Origin of the sequence: Maribellus sp. YY47, assembly GCF_023111095.1 — a bacterium.
GTDB lineage: Bacteria > Bacteroidota > Bacteroidia > Bacteroidales > Prolixibacteraceae > Draconibacterium.
In genome coordinates this window covers 1-21,221 of the sequence record NZ_JALGYW010000020.1, presented here as the reverse complement: position 1 = coordinate 21,221, position 21,221 = coordinate 1, and the positions used below count along the sequence as shown (strand labels likewise).

Here is a 21,221-nt window from a genome sequence, read left to right as displayed (position 1 = left end):
ATATGAGCTTTCTTCGATTTATCTTATTCTTTCTGTTGTGTATTAGTTCCTTAAGCGGAGGTGCACAAAAAAGAATTAAAATAGCCTGTGTAGGAAATAGCATTACTTACGGAGCGACCATTGAAAACAGGGAGATTAATAGTTATCCGGCTCAGTTGGCGGTTATGCTTGGTGAGCGTTACGATGTTCGTAATTTTGGAAGGAGTGGAACTACGCTGTTGTCAAAAGGTGATTATCCTTACATTGCTTATGAAGAATATCAGGAGGCGCTGGCATTTTTGCCCGATTGGGTTTTTATTAAACTGGGAACTAACGATACAAAGCCGGCTAACCGCGTTTTTCTGGACGGTTTTGTGGACGATTACAAGAAACTGATTTCTTCGTTCAAACAATTACCTTCTCATCCGAGAATTGTTTTACTATCTCCTGTCCCTGCTTTTGTTGAAGGTGACCGTGGAATTACAGCTAGTGTTATTCGCGACAATATTTTGCCCAAAGTAAGACAGGTTGCTTTTGAAACCGGAACCGAGATCGTTAATTTATACAACCTGTTTATTGATTCTCCAACATTATTTACTGATGGTATTCATCCTTCGGCAGAAGGTGCAACAATAATTGCCCAACGTGTTTGTGATTATATTCAAACAAAAAATGATTCTCATTTAGAGTTGATTTCCAGGCTTCCATCCAATACTGGCTCTTTTAATTTTTATGGCTTTCAAGGGTACGAGTTCGACTTTAACGGGAGGAATGCAAAAATTGTAGTTCCCAAAAATGCTGCAAAAGGAAATCCATGGGTTTGGCGGGCTCGGTTTTGGGGGCACGAACCGCAGTTTGACATCGCCTTACTTGAGCGTGGGTTTCATATCGTTTATTGCGATGTTGCAGAATTGTTCGGCAACAAGGAAGCGTTATCTACATGGAATCAATTTTATAAGTTCCTGACAAAAGCAGGCCTTTCAAAACAATCCGTAATGGAAGGTATGAGCAGGGGCGGGTTTTATATTTACCGCTGGGCAACAAAGTATCCGAAGCGTGTTGCTGCAATTTATGCCGATGCTCCGGTGCTCGATATTAAGAGCTGGCCGGGCGGTAAAGGCAAAAGTGCCGGAAGCCTGAACGACTGGGAGACTTTTAAAAATGATTTTGCGCTGAGATGCGAGTCAGAAGCCATGGCTTTCAAAGGCAACCCGCTAGATATGACAAATAAAATTGTACGGGGTGACTATCCGATATTACATGTTGTTGGCGATGCTGATGAGGTGGTGCCTGTTGAAGAAAACACTGCTTTGTTCGAGAAAGAAATAAAAAAGGCAGGAGGTGGGATACATGTAATCCATAAAGCTGGAATTGGACATCATCCGCATAGTTTGCAGAATCCTCAGCCAATAGTTGATTTCACATTAGAAGCATATTCAAAAAAATAAAGATCCTTAGTATGCTCAAAAAAATTGTCATCGGTATTTTCTTTTTTATGGTGTTTCTGGGTTGCTCTCAAGGCCGTAAAACATCCAATTTTGTTGTATGGCAGCTGCCTTCTCAAGTCGATGCAGTTGGTAACTCATATGTTTTCAGGATGAATAACGGAGAGGTGGTGATAATCGATGGCGGCGTAACTGAAGAAGAAGCCTACCTGAGGGGTTCTCTTGCTGCATTGGGAAGTCATGTTTCACTTTGGCTGGTTAGTCATCCTCATCCCGATCATGTTGGTGCATTAACCCAGATTATAAAAGCTCCCAATGGAATAACGATTGATAAAATTTGTCATTCAGAATTGTCTGAAAGTTTTTGCGAACTGGAACCCGATTACAAGGATGTGGCACTATATTTTTACCGGAAACTGAAAGAATCAGGCATTCCGGTAGATAACCTCACTGAACCTGGCGAGACCTTTCAGGTTGATCATACAAAATTCAAAATACTCAGTGTAAAAAACGAATCACTGACAACAAACCCTTACAATAATTCAAGCACGGTAATCCGTGTTTGGGACGATAGAAAATCAATTTTATTCTTGAGCGATGCGGGAGTTGAAGAAGGCAACCTGTTGTTAAACGGTCCATCCCGGAAAGAGCTGGATTGCGATTTTTTACAAATGGCTCATCACGGGCAAAGGGGAGTCAGTAAAGAGTTCTATCGAACTATAAAATTTAAAGCCTGTCTGTGGCCAACTCCCACATGGGTATATAACAACAATATAGGAAACGGTTTCAACACACATACATTGGAAACAATAGAAACAAGGAATTTGATTGATTCTCTTGGTATAACTGGGAATTATGTGAGTTGCGAAGGCCTTTTTCGGATTGAATAGACTAAATAACTGGTGCCTAAAATTAAACTAATTATGAAAAGATATTTTTTGTTAATGTGTTTCTGGATTGGATTTGGAATTTTACTCCAATCGTGCCAGAAAGATGATAATGGAGGAGGAACCGGTGTTGACGATCAAGAGGAAGACTATGAATTACCTGCTCCAACATTTACAATTTCAAATCCGGTGCCGTGCATAAACGAGGAGGTAGAGTTTTCTTTTACTACTGATGCTTCTGTAACCCAGGTTTGGAAATTAGGAGATGAAACTTCATCCACTGAAAAAACAATAAAACACAAATACACGAGTGAAGGTGATTTTAATGTTAACCTAAAACTGTCGGATGGGAAAGGCGGTGTCGTTAGTATTGATACAATCATATCAGTAATGGGAAAACGCATAAACGATGCGCTCGATGAACTGGTAAAAGAAACCGGAAAAGTTTGGGTGTGTTCTCATCGGGGAAATACCTATTATGGACAAAAAATTGGAAGCGTTCCCGAAAATTCGGTGGAGGCCATAGAACGTGCTGTGACGGCTGGTGCCCAAATGATTGAAATGGATGTAAGAAATTCGGCAGATGGTGCCTTTGTAATGATGCACGATGCTACAATCGACCGCACAACAGATGGAGCCGGAACAGTTGCCGAGATGTCATTATCCATGCTAAAGCGCTTTAAATTAAAGGCAGAAGACGGGACTGTGACAGATGACCAGATCCCTACGCTGGAAGAAGCTCTGTTGGCCGGGCGAGGAAAGATATTTTATGAATTAGACATTAAAAAGGGCGTTGATATTCCCACTGTTGTTCATTTATGCGATTCTTTACATATGCTGGATCGTGTTGTTTTCTATCGAGGTAGCAGTAAAGAGAAAGCGCGGGAGGTTACTGATGTGAATTCACAAGCCATTGTTTTTCCATATGTAGAGACTGTGGCAGATATAGATTACTGGTCGGCTGATCCCCGGATAAAATTAATACAGGTAGGCTATGGCGATGCCACCGCCAGTGAGATTGTTGCTGCAGCAAAGGCAAAAGGAATGGCTTCATTTACCAGTTACATCAGCGATGCCATATTGTACAACAATTTCACTGAAGTAGACAATATAAGAAGTATGCAATATCAGATCATCTTAACAAATTATGTCGAGATGTTGAAGCCATACGTGGAATGAGCATTCATTTTAGCGTCTATCTGAATGAAGGTTGAAAAGAATAAACCAAAGTAATAGTGTGTATTTAAAATGAAAAAATTAAGCTAGTTATGAAAAAAAGTATTTTGTTAATGTGTCTCTGGATTGGATTTGGGATTTTACTCCAATCGTGCCAGAAAGATGATAATGGAGGAGGCCCCGATATTGACGATGAAGAGGAGGAATATGAATTACCTGCACCAGTACTTACAATTTCTAACCCGGTTCCGTGCTTAAATGAAGAGGTAGAGTTTTCTTTTACTACCGATGTAGCAGTGAGCCAGACCTGGAGTTTGGGGGATCAATCTTCGTCTTCCGAGAAAACAGTGAAACACTCTTATACACAGGAAGGCGTTTTTAATATAATCCTGAAATTATCAGACGGAAAAGGTGGAACCGTGAGAGTGGATACGACTGTTTCGGTGATGGGAAAACGTATGAATGATGCTTTGGCTGATTTGATGAATAACCCATCAAGAAAATGGATTTGTGCCCATCGGGCGAATACCTATTATGGAAAAAAAATAGGAGGCATTCCTGAAAATTCGGTTGAAGCTGTACAAAGAGCTATCGAAGCTGGGGTCGAGATGGTTGAAGTTGATGTGAAAACCACATCGGATGGTGTCCCGGTAATTATGCACGATGAATTAATCGACAGGACAACAAATGGGGCGGGAGCCATAGCCGAAATGACTCTTTCATTTTTAAAACGGTTCAATCTGAAAGCTGAAAATGGAGATTTGACAACGAGTAAGGTTCCGACCCTTGAGGAAATATTATTAGCAGGACGAGGTAAAGTTTTTTATGATCTGCATTTAGGGGCAGTTAATGCGTCTGATGTTGTTAATCTGGTCGATTCTTTACACATGCTCGATAGAGTTGCTTTTTATACTGGGAGTCAAAAAACATTTGCGCAAAAATTTTCAGATGTGAATTCTCAAATTATTCTTTTTCCCTATGTCAAAAGTACATCTGTAATTGACTACTGGGCCGAAGACCCCCGGATTAAAATGATACAATTAGATTATAATGCATCAACTGCCCGGGATATTGTTACAGCGGCCAAGGCAAAGGATATGGCTTCTTTTGGTAATTATCTATATGAGAAGGGAGAACTTATTTTGCAGGGCGATTATTCTGTTCTTGACAGTATTGTAAATCTCCAGTTTCACATTATCCAGACAGATTATGCAGAATATGTAAATGCTCACCTGGGAAAATAAAAGGGTAGTCGTAATTCATCATAAAATCGCGACGATGTTACTAACCGCTTTTGGGGAGAGTAAGACAATAAAAAAGAAAAAGCATGAAGAGAATTATATTAATAGTCAGTACTTTTTTGAGTTCGCATTTGCTATTTGCACAGTCGTCTGAAATTAACTATGGTAATGGATTACCAGCGACAGATGGTTTGGGGCGAAGACTTCCCACTTTCACGGATGTAGGCGGAGAAAAAGACAATAAAACGGTTGGTTTATTTTACTGGACCTGGCATACCGATGATTTGGCGAATTTTTCTCCGGTGTTAAACATTACGCAAATTCTGGAACAATATCCTGAAGCTGTCAGTGATGCAGATCATCCTGCATGGCATGGTATTGAAGGAGGAACTTTTTGGTGGGATGAGCCGCTGTTTGGATATTACCGGACAACCGATGAATGGGTTTTGCGGAAACATGCAGAAATGCTGGCCGATGCCGGTGTTGATGTCGTCTTTTTCGATTGTTCGAACGGGAGCTACACCTGGAAATCTTCCTATACCAAATTGCTCGAAGTTTGGACACAGGCGCGTGCCGATGGTGTTCCTACTCCACAAATTGCATTTCTGTTGCCATTTGGTGCAACTGAAGGTGCGATGAGTTCTCTTACCGAACTTTATGATGAACTTTATGCTCCCGGTCTTTATAAAGATCTTTGGTTTATGTGGAAAGAGAAACCACTAATTATGGCCTATCCTGAATGTATGAAGGTTAAACGAAACAGTGCAGGGTTAAAATTTACTGCAAGCAATGCTTTTTACGGGGTAACTGCATCTTGCCCGAGCTGGGGAAACAATATTGGTAATCTTACATTCAGGTTGTATAAATGGAATAATAGTTATGCCGAAACAGTTGCAGTTGATCCTGTTGTTGAGAAGACATTTGAGAATTTTGTCGATAATGCAACACTAAAATTAACTTTTACTAAACAGGAAGCTGGAATTTATCTCTGGGAACTCTGTAAAGGAACAGAGATTGTTGGAGCATGGAAGTACGATGAAACGACAGCAAACACCGTTAGTTATTTTAATTCGGCACAAACAAGTGGCAGTTACGAAAGCGAGATAGCTTACTCTTCTTCATTACATTTTGTTCCACTAACCAGTGGTGAAAATAGTTCACCTGTTCAGATTCTTCAGATGACAGACCAACAAAAAGTGAACGAGGTGAAGTCGTTTTTTACTTTTCGACCGGCGCAAGCCGATTATGTGAACGGACCCAAGAGGAACGATCAGTGGGGCTGGCTCGAAATTTATCCGCAACATGGATATGCACCAAATGAAGGGGGCTACGAGCAGGTTCCGGTTGGAGTAGGCCAAAATGCTTCTGATGCCAGCGGCGGACATGCCAGTGCTTTTAACTCTGAACTTACATACGGTCGAAGTTATACAAAGGCAAACGGGCAGGATTCGAGAGAAAATGCATATTTCTATGGGTTAAATTTTCAGGAACAGTGGGACAGGGCGCTTCAGCTTGATCCTGATTTTATTTTTGTTACAGGTTGGAACGAATGGACTGCCGGACGTTGGTTCGACTGGAATGTTAAACCTTTTGCTTTTGTTGATTTGTACTCAGCCGAAAAAAGCCGCGATGTTGAGCCCGTAAAGTCCTGGGGCGATAAAGCTGATGTTTACTATATGCAAATGATTGACAACATCAGAAGATACAAGGGAATGCAGGACGAAACAGTAGCCTCGGGAGCAAAGTCAATCGATCTGAACAACATTGCCGACTGGGATAACGTGAAACCTGAATTTCTTTCATACAAAGGAAATACGCTTCACCGCAATCATGCCGGGCAGGGAACAGAACTTGTATATACCAATACCACGGGTAGAAACGATATTGTAAAAGCCAAGGTTGCCAGAGACCAGGAATATCTTTATTTCTATGTCGAAACAGCCTCTGATTTAACACCTAGTACAGATTCAAAATGGATGCGGCTTTTTATCGACATAGATCGGGACAGAACTACTGGTTGGGAAGGGTACGATTATGTAATTAACCGCAATAGTCCGGGCGAGCTTGCCGATGTGGAGAAAAGTGAAAGCTCATGGGATTGGAATAGGGTTGGTACGGCCGAGTACAAAGTTGATGCTTCAGTATTAATCATAAAAGTAAAACGGTCTTTGTTCGGGCTTTCCAGTAATAAAACGATCGATTTTGAATTTAAATGGAGTGATAATATGCAGGAAGAGGGAAGCATTATGGACTTTTATGTGAACGGAGATGTGGCGCCGTCGGGGCGTTTTAACTATCACTATTTCACAGATGTTATAGATAAAGTTTCTATAAAAAACAAAGGCGTTTTCCAAATCTATCCAAATCCGGCAACCGATAAATTGAATATTGTTTTTCCTGATGGAGTAACCAGTCAATCGAGTCTTTTCATATATAATTCAGTTGGTCAGCGGCTGTGGTCGAAGAATTTGGACTTTTCAACAACAACTGAAAGTATCGATTTGAATTTTATTGAAAGTGTAGGCATGTATATTATTGAATTAGTGGATTCTGAAAGGAGTATTCGTGAAAAATTCATTGTTCAATAAAAGACAATTGAGGTTTATATCTTTTGAATATAGTTTATTATGATAAAGAAAGGAATTGTTGTATTATTTGTTTTGTTGGGATACACCAATGTGTTGCTGGCTCAGTCGTCCAGTGTGAATTACGGGAACGGGCTTCCTGCTACCGATGCGCTTGGAAGACAGCTGCCTCTTGCCGAGGAAGTTGGGGGGCCTAAGAACGATAAATACATAGCTATGTTTTACTGGACCTGGCACCAAGAAATTGACGACACTACTTATCAGGTGAAAAACATAAGTGAGATAGTGCGTAAATATCCGGAAGCAATGAAGGATTACAATCATCTAGCCTGGGGAGCAAAAAAGCCTGGTTACTTTTACTGGGAAGAACCTCTGTTGGGATATTATCAAACAACCGATCCGTGGGTATTACGAAAACATGCAGAGATGCTGGCTGATGCCGGGGTTGATGTTGTTTTTTTCGATTGCACCAATGGCGACCTGACCTGGAAAGACTCATATGAAGCTTTAATGGAAACCTGGTCACAGGCCCAAAGTGATGGTGTAAATGTTCCGAAAGTGGCTTTTATGTTGCCCTTTGGTCCCATTGATTATTCGTTAATGTCTATCCGCCAATTGTTTCGCGATGTTTACCAACCGCGTCGCTACGAGAGTTTGTGGTTTCAATGGAAAGGAAAGCCTTGCATAATGGCTTATGCTGATAATTTGACAGATTCGGAAATCGACGTGGAAATCAGAACATTTTTTACGTTCAGGCCGGCGCAGGCCGATTACGTGAATGGCCCATGGCGAAACGACCAGTGGGGATGGCTGGAGATTTACCCGCAGCACGGATATGTGAAAAATGAGAATGAGAAGTATGAACCGGTACCTGTAGGCATTGCTCAAAATGCCGGTCCAGAAACAAATGGACATTGTAGCGCTTTTAATTTACCTGGAACGTATGGCCGGAGTTTTAGTCAACGCAATGGCTTTGATCCGCGGGTAGATGGATATTTATATGGTTGGAACTTTCAGGAGCAATGGGAACGGGCTTTGGAATTGGATCCTGAGCTGGTATTTGTAACCGGCTGGAATGAATATACTGCCGGGCAGTGGCTACCGCGCGATGATTGGACGGGTGATCCGTTTTCTTTTGTCGATCAGTTTGACTGGGAACACAGCCGCGATATTGAACCTAACAAAGGCTGGGGCGATAAAGGCGACGTTTATTACTTGCAAATGATAGACTACATCAGGCAGTTTAAAGGAACGCTGGAATCAGAAAAAGCTTCGGCTCCAAAAACAATAAAATTGGGTAAAGCTGGTGGCTGGAATGATGTAGAACCTTACTATCCGGCGTATAAAGGAAATACCTTTCATCGCAATCACTGGGGCTGTTACAGTGCATATTACAAAAATACGAGCGGACGAAATGATATTGTAGGAGCAAAAGTGGCTCGAGATTCTGATAATTTTTATTTGTACGCAGAAACATCCGAAAAATTAAGCCCTTCAACTGACCGGAACTGGATGATGCTTTTTATTGACAGCGACCGCGATAAATCTACCGGTTGGAATGGCTACGATTTTATTCTTAACCGAATAAGCCCCAAAGGAAGAAAAGCTATTGTGGAGAAAAATATAGCAGGTCGTTGGGAAAGGGAAAAGGTTGCCGAAGTTCGATTTGCTGTTGTTGATAATAAATTGGAAATCAGAGTGCCAAGAGTTGTTCTGGAACTTTTGGATCAAACCATTGACATTGAATTTAAATGGAACGACAATATGCAGGGAAACGGCAACATCATGGATTTTTATGTGAACGGAGATACGGCCCCGGGAGGACGGTTCAATTTTATTTATTCAGAGAAATAAAATTATTCAGAGTAACGACAGATGAATAAGTTATTAGTACTTCTTTTATGCGGAATTTTTATTGTTGGATGCTCTTCCAGTATAAAATACATTAATGATGATTTGGCGCAGGGCTTTATTTCTCCGCCCGATTCTATTCAAACAAGTGTATATTGGTACTGGTTGTCCGATAATATTTCTGAGGAAGGAGTGGTGAAAGATCTTCAGTCGATGAAAAAAGTCGGTATTAACCGTGCTTTCATCGGAAACATTGGTCTTGAAGATATTCCTTACGGCAAGGTGAAAATGTTTAGTGACGAATGGTGGAACATTCTTCATACTGCACTGAAAACAGCAGGTGAGTTGAACATTGAAATCGGGATTTTTAACTCTCCCGGCTGGAGCCAGTCTGGCGGTCCATGGGTAAAACCTGATGAGGCTATGCGCTACCTTACATCGTCGGAATTTAAAGTGGAAGGGCCTTCAATATTCAATCAAAAATTAAATAATCCTGCCCCCCTCTTCCAGCCTGTAAAAGTTATTGTATTTCCTGTTCCTGAGGATTTTGAATTGTCGTTGAATACTCAGAATTCATCTATTAAATCAATCCCCTGTGTTGCAAGCATAGAGAAGCTTACCGACGGGGATATACACTCAGGTGTTAACTTTCCGGAAGGAAACGAGTTTATAATTGATTTTCATGCAAAAAAGTCCTTTACAGCGAGAAGACTTACCATTTATTCAACTGCGCATCCTGTTACTGCCGATGTTGTTCTTCAGGCTAAAAAAGCGAATGGTAAGTTTCATCCGGTTTCTTCTTTCGTACTTGATCGCTCGAATCCGGCGCTCGATGTTGGGTTTAAGCCGTATGCTCCGGTAGTGATTTCTTTTGATGAAGTTGTTTCCGATGATTTTCGCCTGATATTTAAAAATGCGACAAGTGGAAGTGGAATTGCAGAGGTTTGTCTTTCTTCTTCTCCGCGTGTTGAACGGTACAGTGAGAAAACACTGGCAAAAATGCACCAGTCTCCTTTGCCTTACTGGGGTGATTATTTGTGGAGAGAGCAACCAGCGGAGGAAAACAAAAATCTGGTTGTAGATACTTCAGAAGTGATTGATCTTTCGGGGAAAATATCGGATGACGGAACATTAAAATGGGAAGTGCCTGAAGGGAAGTGGATTATTTTGCAAACGGGAATGGTGCCAACAGGAACACAAAATGCACCAGCTTCGCCGGAAGCTACCGGTTATGAGGTTGACAAAATGAGCCATAAGCACGTTGCCGGACATTTCGACAAATTTATAGGGGAAATATTAAGACGCATTCCTGAGACCGACAGAAAAACCTTTAAAGTAGTTGTTCAGGATAGTTACGAAACTGGCGGGCAAAATTTCACAGATGATTTTCTGAAAGAGTTTAAGCGAGAATATGGATACGATCCTGTTCCTTATTTACCGGTTTATGAGGGAATTATTGTTAACAGCCCGCAGGCTTCCGACCGTTTTCTGTGGGACATGCGGCGGATGGTCGCGGATAAAGTTGCATACGATTATGTAGGTGGATTGCGGGAAATAAGTCATCAGCATGGACTTACTACCTGGCTCGAATGTTATGGGCACTGGGGATTCCCGGGAGAATTTCTGATGTACGGTGGGCAGTCGGACGAAGTAGCTGGCGAGTTCTGGAGCGAAGGGGAACTTGGTGATATAGAAAACCGTGCTGCTTCTTCTTGTGGTCATATTTACGGAAAAACAAAAATATCAGCTGAATCAAACACTTGTGGCGGAGCTCCGTTTGCACGTTATCCGGCTATGTTGAAACAGCGGTGCGACCGTTTTTTTGCCGAAGGAATTAACAATACGTTGTTGCATCTATTCATTTCTCAGCCTTATGATGACAAAAATCCGGGGATGAATGCTCCGTTTGGAAATGAATTCAACCGAAAAAATACATGGTTCTCGCAACTTGATGTTTATCTGGAATATATTAAACGGACCAACTTTATGCTTCAGCAGGGAATAAATGTGGCTGATGTGGCTTATTTTATTGGGGAAGATACGCCCAAAATGACAGGAATTACCCAGCCTGAACTGCCTGTTGGGTACCAATTCGATTATATAAATGCAGAGGTGATCGAGAAATTTATGATAGAAAAAAACGGACTGCTAACCTTGCCTCACGGAACACAATACCGTCTGTTGGTACTTCCTGAGTTAACAACAATGCGTCCTGAACTTTTGTCAAAAATAAAGGATTTGGTTATGCAAGGGGCTGTTGTATTGGGACCAGCACCCTATCATTCTCCCAGTTTGCAAAATCAGCCGGAGGCAGATCGTCAGATAAAGGAAATGGCGGCAGAATTGTGGGGAGATGTAGATGGCAGGAATTTCAAATCACGAGAAGTTGGCAAGGGGATGATATTGAATGGTATAGATATGGAAGAAGCTTTAGCAACGATTAATTGTATCCCCGATTGTGAGTTGCCCGAAGATGGGGCCATTCATTACGGGCACCGAACCATAGATAATGAAGACATTTATTTTATAAGCAACCAGTCAGATGAGCTTCGTTTTATTTCTCCTGCGTTCAGGGTAAAAGGGAAACAGCCTGAACTTTGGGATGCTACAAGTGGAAAAATCAGGACTCTTCCTGCTTTTATTTATGCGAATGAAACTACCATTGTACCGTTAAGGCTGGAACCTTTTGAAAGCGTGTTTATCGTTTTCAGAGAAAAAGCAAAAAATAGACGAAGAGAAGCCTGTTGGGAAGATAATTACCCGTTTCCGGTAACTGTTACTGAATTAAATGGCCCCTGGATAGTACGTTTCGATTCATTACAGGGAGGTCCCAAAGACCCTGTTGTTTTCGAAACTCTTCAGGATTGGAGCGCTTCCGATAATGAGCAGATCAGGTTCTATTCGGGCACAGCCATTTATCGTTGTACTTTTTGTATTGAAGAATTGCCGAATAACCCACAAATTCAGATAGACCTCGGGAAGCTTGTGGCTATGGCGAAAGTTTCGGTAAACGGAAAATATGTTGGCGGCGTATGGACCCTGCCTTACAGGCTGGATGTTACTGATTTTCTGAAATCGGGAGAAAATGAGATTGAAATAGAAGTGGTTAATAACTGGGTAAATCGCTTAATTGGCGATAGTCGGTTGCCGGAAGAAAAACGTTCTACCTGGTGCCCCGTAAATCCATATCGTCCCGACAGTCAATTGCAGGCTTCTGGCTTAATTGGACCAGTAGTAATTCAGGCTGTTTATGAGCAAAAAACGTTTGCAGTAATTAAATAGTGTATCGTTGAAGTAGATGTATTTAATCTGTAATCAATATGACATGAATGAGTATCTATATGTTTTATTAATGGGTGTGTTTTTAGTTATTCAGTTATGGGCGATAATAGACATTATCTGCCGCATTCTTAATCTTGACAGAAAATTTAAAACTTATTGGATTTGGGTTATTCTTTTTCTGCCAGTAGTCGGGCCAATTATTTATTTTCAAAGGAAAAGGTACGAGTTGGCTCATCATTGATTTGTTGTTTGTTGAAGTTTTCTGGTATTCTATCAGAAGAGTATTATCTGGGAAAGACGTTTGGCATAGTTAATTATATACTAATGAGGAAGATTTTTAGATATTTTTTGTGTCAGGTATTGTTGGCCGGAATGATTTCCTGCACTAATACAAAGGATACGTTTGTTACGGGGCTGAAGTGTTGCAATATGGTTGACCCTGAAGGTATTGATTTTCCCGTTTTCAGTTGGGAAATAACAACTTCTTCCGAAGGAGTATATCAGAAAGCTTGGGAAATAGAAATAGCTTCTTTAAAAGAACTGTTGGTTAATGGAAATCCGAATGTATGGAAATCGGGAAAACAGAATTCTGATGAGCAGTTCAATATAAACCCCGAAGGATTACAGTTGAAAGAATCTGCCGGATATTATTGGAGAGTAAGAATATGGAACAACTCAGGGCAAGTGAGCAAATGGAGCGATCCGGCTTATTTTTCCATAGGGTTGTTGTCTGAAGAATCATGGTCGGCGAAATGGATTACCTATCCTTATTCAAAAGAACGGTCTTTGCCTTATTTTCGGAAAGAATTCAGTATAAATAAAAACAGGAAACTGAAAAAAGCTATCGTTTCTTTTTCCGGACTGGGAGCAGGAGAACTTTATCTGAACGGGCAAATGGTTGATTCTGCACGTTTTCTTGATCCTGCTCAAACCAATTACGAGAAATATGCTTTGTACAGCACTTTTGATGTAAGCTCACAATTGGTGTCGGGAAATAATTGCCTTGGCGTGATGTTGGGAAATGGATGGTTTGCCCAGGATGAAGCTTGGAAAGGAGCTCCGTTCTCATACGGATCTCCCATGTTCCGTCTTCAACTAATTATTGATTATACCGATGGGGAGTGGGTAGTTTTGGGAAGCGATGAAAGTTGGTTCTGGACTGACGGGCCCCTTCTTAAATCGAACATTTATTTGGGTGAACAGTACGATGCCAGGTGTGAAATAGACGGGTGGTGTAAGGCCGGAACCGATTGCAATGACTGGCAAAAGACGATCCTTGCAGATGAGGGTGTTCCTCCACATTTATTCCCGCAACTTATGGATCCAATCCGAAAAAAAGAAATTGTAACGGCTGATACTATTTGGCAGGATTCGGCAGGAAACTGGATTTTCGACTTTGGGAAAAATGTTGCCGGAATTCCCTGGTTAAGTGTTGAACAGCCCGAAGGAACACATTTGTCAATTCGTGTATCAGAAGCGATAACGAACGATCGAAGTCTGGACTTTACCTCCTTGGGATGGATTCATCATGGGAAGATTTTTACGCACGAATATTTCTGCAACGGAAAGGGCAAGGAGCAATGGATGCCACGTTTTTCCTATCATGGATTTCGATATGCAGAGCTTTCGGGCATAAGTGGGAAACCCGATCTATCAGCATTGAAACAGGTGATTGTTCACAGCGATGTAGCGCAAACAGGCACTTTTAAGTGTGCTGATCCGCAAATTAACCGTTTGCACGAATTGGCTGTAACAACATTACTTAGTAATTTGAATGGGATTCCAACCGATTGCCCCGACAGGGAAAAATGTGGTTGGCTGGGCGATACTCATGCATACGTAAAAATGGCAAATCTCAATTTGCAGATGAATAATTTCTGGGTGAAATACCTGAGTGATATTCATTCGGGAGCAGCAGTGCAGGAAAAGGAAACCCTGTTTCATGAGCGATACAACAATACATTTTATTTTACCGAAAAACAATCCGGGCTTCCTTATATGATTGCTCCCGGGAAACGCTTGTGTGGCGTAGCTTCTCCCGATTGGGGTACAGCTTTGGTGCAACTTCCCTGGTGGTTGTATGTGTATTATGGCGATCAAGAAGTCCTGAAAGATTATTATTCCGAGATGAAGCATTGGACGAATTATATATCATCGCTTGCCTCAAATGAAGAACGAAAAGAAAAATACAAAGCAAGAACACAGCATATTGTTTGGCAGGGATTGGGAGACTGGTGTCCGCCAGTTGGCGATTCTTCCTTAATAGCCCCGGTTGAGTTTACTTCTACCGCTTTTCATTACCTCGATGTGAGCATTATGGAAAAAGTGTCTGCCATTTTGGGCGAAGATGACGATAATCAAAATTTTAAGGAAGAGAAAAAGGCGATAAAAGAAGAGATGGTTGCGGTATTGTATGAAAAGGATAAAAAAACATACGGAAGCCAGACTGCCGATGCAATGGCCCTGGATTTGGGGCTGGTACCTGCCGGTGATGAGCCGCTTGTTGCAGAATCAATAGTTCTGAATATGATCGAAAAAACAGACAGCTTTTTTCACTGTGGTATTTTTGGTATAGGAAGAATTGGAAGCACGTTGGCTCGTAACGGACAAACTAAGGCTGCCTGGAATGCTTTCACAAAAAAAGGTGAAAATAGTTTCGAATGGATGTGGAAAGGGGCAGATGCTACATCGTTATGGGAAACACTTCCTATTAACGAAGCAACCCGAAAACTGGCTTTGCCTGATTCGTATAATCATCCGATGCAGGCCGGATACGATGTTTGCTTTTATGAGGATATTGCCGGTATTCGCCCTGATTCCGATGGATATGGTTTTAAAATTATTCGTTTTGAGCCTTTGTTTTGCAATTATCTTTCATGGGCCGAAGCCAGTATCCTTTCTCCGTATGGATATGTTTCAAGTAGCTGGAATGTTGAAAACGATAAATTTAATTGGAAGATTTTAATTCCTGCAAATTCTTCTGGCCAAGTAGTTTTTCCTTTTAATAAAAATATTTTAGTAAATGGGAAAAGACTGGATAAGTTGAATTACGAAAAAATTGAAGATGGCAATGGGGAAGTGGTATATCGTTTCCCTTCCGGGCATTTTAGCATAAGCGCTGAAATTTGATCGTTTAAGCGCAAAAGTCAATTGAATTAATATTAAAAAAACAAAATAATGAAGATTAGTTTATTGGGTACATTAATGATCCTCTTGAATGTGGTTACAGCTTTTGGTCAAAATACTAACAGGTGGAGAATTGATACTGATGGTTCAATCGTTTGGAATGTGGGGGAAGATATTCCTCATTACGATCATGTTGAAATGAGCGGGGAATTCCTTTCTTCTGTAATGCGTTACGGAGTGAACGATGATGGTTCATTTTCGCTTGAACGCACCGTTATATGGCCAATGTTGCGAACCATTCCGAACGATACCCATGGCAGTCTCACAAAACGTTTTTCGGTTGATTTTATGCGGTTGCTAGTAGCGAACAATTCATCGTTAAAAAGCGAAAAAGTAAAGTCGATGCGATTTAATGGTTACCTGACAGTAGTGAGCGAATACGCATTTACTTACCGCGATTTAATTAAGGGAGAAAAAAGATATCCGGCAGTGGAAGTAACACGAAAAATATTCCCTTCGCCTGATAAACCTGTATTTTGCGAACAGTACAGTGTAAAAAATATAACCGATAGTCCGATGGAGATAATGATTCCGGAATACAAAAATGTTTATCATACAGATGCTGGAAATGGGGTTGACGGCAGTTATACTATTGTGGTAGAGTTGGATGCTTTGGGAACGGAAACTTTACAACCAGGCGAAAAAATTGAATTTGGTACTTCGTTTCAGGCTTTTTCTACCGGTAAAGGAGAACATGAATTAGCTGTTTCGGTTGAAACGGAACTTACTTTGCGCGAGCAGTTTATTTCAAAAATGTGGGATAACCTGGTTCTGGAAACTCCGGACGAAGTTATAAACCGCGAATTTGCTTTTTCAAAGATCAGGGCATCAGAGAGTATCTACCGCACAGCAGGCGGATTGATGCATGGTCCTGGCGGGGAACGTTATTATGCTGCAATATGGGCAAATGACGAATCAGAGTACGTTGCCCCATTCTTTCCTTTTTTGGGGTATAAGACCGCCAACGATGCGACATTGAATGCATTCAGGCTTTATATGAAGTACATGAATCCAGACTATGTTAGGGTTCCCAGCTCTATCATCGCCGAAGGTACCGATGTTTGGCAAGCCGCTGGAGATTGCGGAGATGCAGCCATGCTGGCTTATGGTGGAACGCGGTACGCTTTAACGCGTGGCGATATGGAAGAAGCGCAGTACATCTGGCCGCTTATGGAGTGGAGCCTGGAATATTGCAACAGAAACCTGAACGAATTCGGGGTTGTAAAATCAGATGCCGACGAATTGGAAGGGAGGTTTCCTTCGGGAGAAGCCAATATTTTGGTCTCTTCTCTTTATTACGATGCCCTTGTTTCTGCGACTTACCTGGCAAGAGATCTTAAACTTCCGGCGAGTCAGGTCGCAAAATACAGAAAGCAGGCGCAGGCATTGAACAAAGCTATCGAAAGTTATTTCGGAGCCAATGTTGAAGGCTTCGAAACATACAGTTATTACAAAGGAAATACGGTTTTGCGTTCGTGGATATGTGCCCCACTTTTTGCCGGAATTCAAGAACGGGCGAAAGCTACAGCCGATGCTCTTTTTTCTCGTTTGTGGACTCGCAACGGTTTGTTAAGCCAATCGGGAAGCGATATTTTCTGGGACCGCTCTACACTTAGTGCGCTTCGTGCAGTTTATGTTGCCGGCGAAACAGAGAAAGCTACTCGTTATTTAAAAGAATATTCGCATCAGCGTTTGCTGGGCGATCATGTTCCATATCCGATAGAAGCATGGCCCGAAGGAAACCAGCGCCATTTGTCGGGCGAAAGCGCGCTTTACTGTCGCATCATTACCGAAGGGATGTTCGGCGTTCGTCCTACTGGTTTACGTTCATTTTCGCTAACTCCCCGCTTGCCCCTCAACTGGGGAAAAATGGAATTGCGACACGTAAAAGGTTTTGGCGGCGATTTTGATATTCTGGTTTCACGCGAGAATGGAAACTTGCATGTTGTTGTAAAATCGGAAGCAAAAATTATTACCCAAAAGAATATCAAAGAGGGCGCTGCACTATCTGTAAAGTTAGACTAGTAAATTCGATTTTAACTTGAAAACAATTTGAATAAAATGAAAATAAAAAGCTTGATTATTTTTCCCCTATTGGCTGGTTTTGTGTTTTGCACCTCTGCAAAAAAAGAGGTTTCATCAGAAATTATCGCATGTGGAGGCCATGATATCATCATTTTCGATGAAGAGCACTCAAATGGAACTGATTTGAAAATTACATGGAGATGGAATATTGAAGAAGCAAAAGAGCTACCGACAGAATATCAGAAATATTTAAATCCATTGGATGAATGTAAACCAATAGATGGGAACAGCAAAATACTTGCGACATCTTCCGGTGGAGGAGTGGTTTTATTGGATCGGGCCACAAAAAATATACTTTTTTACGCCAATGCACCCATGGCTCATTCGGCTGAATTATTGCCCGGTAACCGTATTGTTGTGGCACTGTCCGATCATCCTTATGGAAATAGCATTGAGGTTTTTGATATTGCAACACCCGAAAAATGTATTTATCGCGATGCATTGAAATGGGGGCATGGAGTTGTGTGGATGCCTAAGCAAAAGCGACTTTATGCGCTCGGCTCAGACGATTTGGTGTGTTATTCGTTAAAAAACTGGGATACCAATCAGCCGGAATTAAAAAGGGAAAAAACATGGACGTTGCCGGAATGGGGTGGACACGATTTGCTTTCAATTTCAGATAACGAACTGGTGATTACAGTTGCCGAAAGTGTTTGGAATTTTTCTATTGATAGTGAAAAATTCGAGGCCTTCGAGCCGATAAGTGCAGTAGATTTAAAATCAGTTAATTATAATAAAACAACCGGAAAGCTGGTCTATACAAAAGCGGAAGAGGAATGGTGGACACACAACATTTATTCTGTGAATCCAGATAAAAAGTACACTATTCCCGACATTAATGTTTATAAAGCACGGGTATATCCCCAATAAAGAAATCATAATAGCTATGGGGCCGTTTAATGTTGTTGTTCTATTATCCTGTCTTATCGTTTAAAACAAAGTTGTTTTATGAAATTAATATTAGTTATTCTTATCGGTATTACTCTCATCTCTTGTTCTTCAAAAGTAAAGGATACATCATCCGTTCAACTCTGGTATAAACAACCAGCAGAAAATTGGAATGAAGCATTGCCTTTAGGAAACGGCCGTCTGGGAGCTATGGTTTTTGGGAAAACTGATACCGAACGAATTCAGCTTAATGAGGAAAGTCTTTGGGCAGGTGCTCCGGCTGATAATACAAATCCCGAAGCGTTTAAAAATCTTCGAAAAGTTCAGCAATTGATATTGGATAACAATATAAAAGAAGCTGTAAAACTGGCAGAGGAAACAATGATTGGAGTTCCGCCACGTGTGAGGTCGTATCAAACTTTGGGCGATTTGTTTCTCGATTTTCGGCCACGCGAAGTAACTGATTACAGACGGGAACTTGATCTGGAGACAGGTATCTGTCGTGTTTTATACGCTGCCGGGGGAACTACTTTTTCCGAAGAAATACTTGCTTCTGCTCCTGACGATCTGATTGCATTGCGTTTAACGGCATCGGGGAAAGGTGCCTTAAATCTTAATATAAGGCTCGAACGAGAGAAAAATGCTGTAACCAGTGTAGTTGACGATATGTTGATTATGTCTGGTCAGGTAATTGATGAAGATGATCCTTTGCGTGGCGCCGCTGGCAAGCACATGCGTTTTGAAGCACGCTTAAAAGCCGTGAATTATGGTGGAACATTACATGGTGAAAACAATACTTTAGTGGTAAAAGACGCTGATGAACTGCTAATTGTTCTGACTGCCGCTACTGATTATAATTTGGAATTGTTGAATTTTGATAGGAGTATCAATCCTTCAGAGGTCTGTGGAAATATCCTGAAACAAGTAGAGAATAAAAGGTTTAGTACGATTCGAAAAAGACATCTGGAAGAATATCAACCAATTTTTAATCGGGTGTCTTTGGATTTGGGAGGTTCTGATTATTCTGCAATACCAACCGATGAACGTTTGGCGTTAGTAAAGAATGGCGCTGATGATCCGGGGTTGGTTGCGCTTTATTTTCAATATGGGCGGTATTTGCTAATGGGAAGTTCAAGAGCCCCCGGAAGGTTGCCTGCCAATTTGCAGGGAATTTGGTGTAAAGATTTTAATGCGCCGTGGAACTCTGATTTTCATACCAATATTAATTTGCAAATGAATTATTGGCCTGCTGAGGTTTGTAACCTGAAAGAGACAGAAAAACCATTGTCCGATTTTTTTATTCAGTTGCAAAAGCCGGGCAAAATTACAGCTCGCGAAATGTATGGTGCAAGGGGCTGGACTCTTCATCATTTAACCGATGCTTTTGGGCACACTGGGGTAATGGATGGGATCTGGGGGCTTTTCCCAATGGGTGGACCCTGGATGACTTTCCCGTTTTATGAGCATTTTGCATTTACCGGAGATACTGCTTATTTGAAAAGTACTGCTTATCCGTTAATGAAAGGGGTTGCGCAATTTGTGCTTGATTTCCTGGTTAAAGATAAGCAGGGCAGATGGGCTACAGTACCATCGAATTCTCCGGAGAACAAGTATATATTACCGCAAACAGGCGAAGATTTTTATATGACTTATTCGGCCACCATGGATGTCGAAATTATAACAGAGCTATTTAATAATTGTATAAAATCAGCAAAACGATTGGGGGTTGACAAAGCTTTTACTGATACGCTGGCAAACGTATTAAACGAATTGCCTGAAATAAAAATTTCACAGCGGACAGGTGGAATACTGGAGTGGATTGAAGATTATGAAGAAACAGAGCCTGGACACCGTCACATGTCGCATCTTTTGGCTTTGTATCCCGGTACACAAATAACTTCCGAAACTCCTGAATTATTGGACGCTGCCCGGCAATCTATTTCGAAACGGCTTGAACAAGGTGGTGGACACACTGGTTGGAGCCGAGCCTGGATTATTAATTTTTACGCGCGTCTTGGCGACGGAGAAAATGCTGCATCTCATATGTCCGAACTTCTGAAAAAATCAACATTGCCAAATTTGTTTGACAATCATCCTCCTTTTCAGATAGATGGTAACTTTGGAGGTACTGCCGGAATTGCCGAAATGCTTTTGCAATCGCACGGCGGAGTTATTACTTTATTACCAGCTCTGCCAAATACATGGAGTAGTGGAAAGGTTAACGGACTTTGTGCCAGAGGTGGGTTTGAAGTGGATATGACCTGGGAAAACAACGAGCTACAGGAAGCTAGAATCCGCTCTTTGTCTGGAGCGCCTTTAAATATCATGTATAGAGGGAAGAAAATAAAATACAATACAACGAAAGGAGATGAAATTGTTATTTCGCGGCAACAATTTGCTTCATTTTAACAGAATAGTGAGAACTAGTTATTCGCAGATAATTTATTTGTCGCCTCTGTTTGCAGCCAAACAAGAATAAATAAAAAGATAAATGACTAGTCCTAAATAAGCGTTACAGATTATTGGACTAAGTTAATAGATTCACAGACCGTTTCAAAGCTAGCTTTGAAACGGTCTGTTCTTTTATAGCTTTTAATTTTAATGGTATCTTGTTTG

At 41.3% G+C, this 21,221-nt stretch carries 11 protein-coding genes; all 11 read left to right on the top strand.

Annotated features, from left to right (window positions below; all coding sequences use genetic code 11):
* Window positions 1-2 precede the first annotated feature (2 nt).
* The 11 genes from MR764_RS15670 to MR764_RS15620 all read left to right on the top strand — a co-directional run bounded on the left by MR764_RS15670 (window position 3) and on the right by MR764_RS15620 (window position 21,014).
* Window positions 3-1,427 (top strand): GDSL-type esterase/lipase family protein, encoded by a 1,425-nt coding sequence (locus MR764_RS15670; protein WP_247980386.1) that lies wholly within the window; start codon window positions 3-5, stop codon window positions 1,425-1,427.
* Window positions 1,428-1,438: 11 nt separating this feature from the next.
* Entirely contained in the window at window positions 1,439-2,314 is an 876-nt protein-coding gene (locus MR764_RS15665) for an MBL fold metallo-hydrolase (RefSeq protein ID WP_247980385.1), read from the top strand.
* A gap of 33 nt (window positions 2,315-2,347) precedes the next feature.
* Window positions 2,348-3,490, top strand: coding sequence for a glycerophosphodiester phosphodiesterase family protein (locus tag MR764_RS15660; RefSeq protein WP_247980384.1), 1,143 nt, complete (start codon window positions 2,348-2,350; stop codon window positions 3,488-3,490).
* An 89-nt stretch (window positions 3,491-3,579) separates the two neighbouring features.
* On the top strand, window positions 3,580-4,731 hold the full coding sequence (locus tag MR764_RS15655; protein ID WP_247980383.1) for a glycerophosphodiester phosphodiesterase family protein: 1,152 nt from the start codon (window positions 3,580-3,582) through the stop codon (window positions 4,729-4,731).
* Window positions 4,732-4,814: 83 nt separating this feature from the next.
* Window positions 4,815-7,316: a T9SS type A sorting domain-containing protein gene (locus MR764_RS15650; protein ID WP_247980382.1), complete on the top strand. Its 2,502-nt coding sequence runs from the start codon at window positions 4,815-4,817 to the stop codon at window positions 7,314-7,316.
* A gap of 39 nt (window positions 7,317-7,355) precedes the next feature.
* Window positions 7,356-9,167: a hypothetical protein gene (locus tag MR764_RS15645; protein WP_247980381.1), complete on the top strand. Its 1,812-nt coding sequence runs from the start codon at window positions 7,356-7,358 to the stop codon at window positions 9,165-9,167.
* Between the two features lie 21 nt (window positions 9,168-9,188).
* Complete coding sequence (locus tag MR764_RS15640) at window positions 9,189-12,446, top strand: glycosyl hydrolase (RefSeq protein ID WP_247980380.1); 3,258 nt, start codon at window positions 9,189-9,191, stop codon at window positions 12,444-12,446.
* A gap of 324 nt (window positions 12,447-12,770) precedes the next feature.
* A complete protein-coding gene (locus MR764_RS15635; protein ID WP_247980379.1) occupies window positions 12,771-15,575 on the top strand; it encodes an alpha-L-rhamnosidase in 2,805 nt (934 codons plus the stop codon).
* A gap of 48 nt (window positions 15,576-15,623) precedes the next feature.
* Window positions 15,624-17,657 (top strand): hypothetical protein, encoded by a 2,034-nt coding sequence (locus MR764_RS15630; RefSeq protein WP_247980378.1) that lies wholly within the window; start codon window positions 15,624-15,626, stop codon window positions 17,655-17,657.
* A gap of 36 nt (window positions 17,658-17,693) precedes the next feature.
* A complete protein-coding gene (locus MR764_RS15625) occupies window positions 17,694-18,587 on the top strand; it encodes a DUF6528 family protein (RefSeq protein WP_247980377.1) in 894 nt (297 codons plus the stop codon).
* Window positions 18,588-18,665: 78 nt separating this feature from the next.
* The gene (locus tag MR764_RS15620) at window positions 18,666-21,014 is read left to right on the top strand and encodes a glycoside hydrolase family 95 protein (RefSeq protein ID WP_247980376.1); all 2,349 of its coding nucleotides are present in this window, start codon (window positions 18,666-18,668) and stop codon (window positions 21,012-21,014) included.
* Window positions 21,015-21,221: the final 207 nt, after the last annotated feature.

Coding starts and splice junctions, on each gene's coding strand:
- MR764_RS15670 (WP_247980386.1), top strand. CDS start 3: ATGAGCTTTCTTCGATTTATCTTATTCTTTCTGTTGTGTATTAGTTCC.
- MR764_RS15665 (WP_247980385.1), top strand. CDS start 1,439: ATGCTCAAAAAAATTGTCATCGGTATTTTCTTTTTTATGGTGTTTCTG.
- MR764_RS15660 (WP_247980384.1), top strand. CDS start 2,348: ATGAAAAGATATTTTTTGTTAATGTGTTTCTGGATTGGATTTGGAATT.
- MR764_RS15655 (WP_247980383.1), top strand. CDS start 3,580: ATGAAAAAAAGTATTTTGTTAATGTGTCTCTGGATTGGATTTGGGATT.
- MR764_RS15650 (WP_247980382.1), top strand. CDS start 4,815: ATGAAGAGAATTATATTAATAGTCAGTACTTTTTTGAGTTCGCATTTG.
- MR764_RS15645 (WP_247980381.1), top strand. CDS start 7,356: ATGATAAAGAAAGGAATTGTTGTATTATTTGTTTTGTTGGGATACACC.
- MR764_RS15640 (WP_247980380.1), top strand. CDS start 9,189: ATGAATAAGTTATTAGTACTTCTTTTATGCGGAATTTTTATTGTTGGA.
- MR764_RS15635 (WP_247980379.1), top strand. CDS start 12,771: ATGAGGAAGATTTTTAGATATTTTTTGTGTCAGGTATTGTTGGCCGGA.
- MR764_RS15630 (WP_247980378.1), top strand. CDS start 15,624: ATGAAGATTAGTTTATTGGGTACATTAATGATCCTCTTGAATGTGGTT.
- MR764_RS15625 (WP_247980377.1), top strand. CDS start 17,694: ATGAAAATAAAAAGCTTGATTATTTTTCCCCTATTGGCTGGTTTTGTG.
- MR764_RS15620 (WP_247980376.1), top strand. CDS start 18,666: ATGAAATTAATATTAGTTATTCTTATCGGTATTACTCTCATCTCTTGT.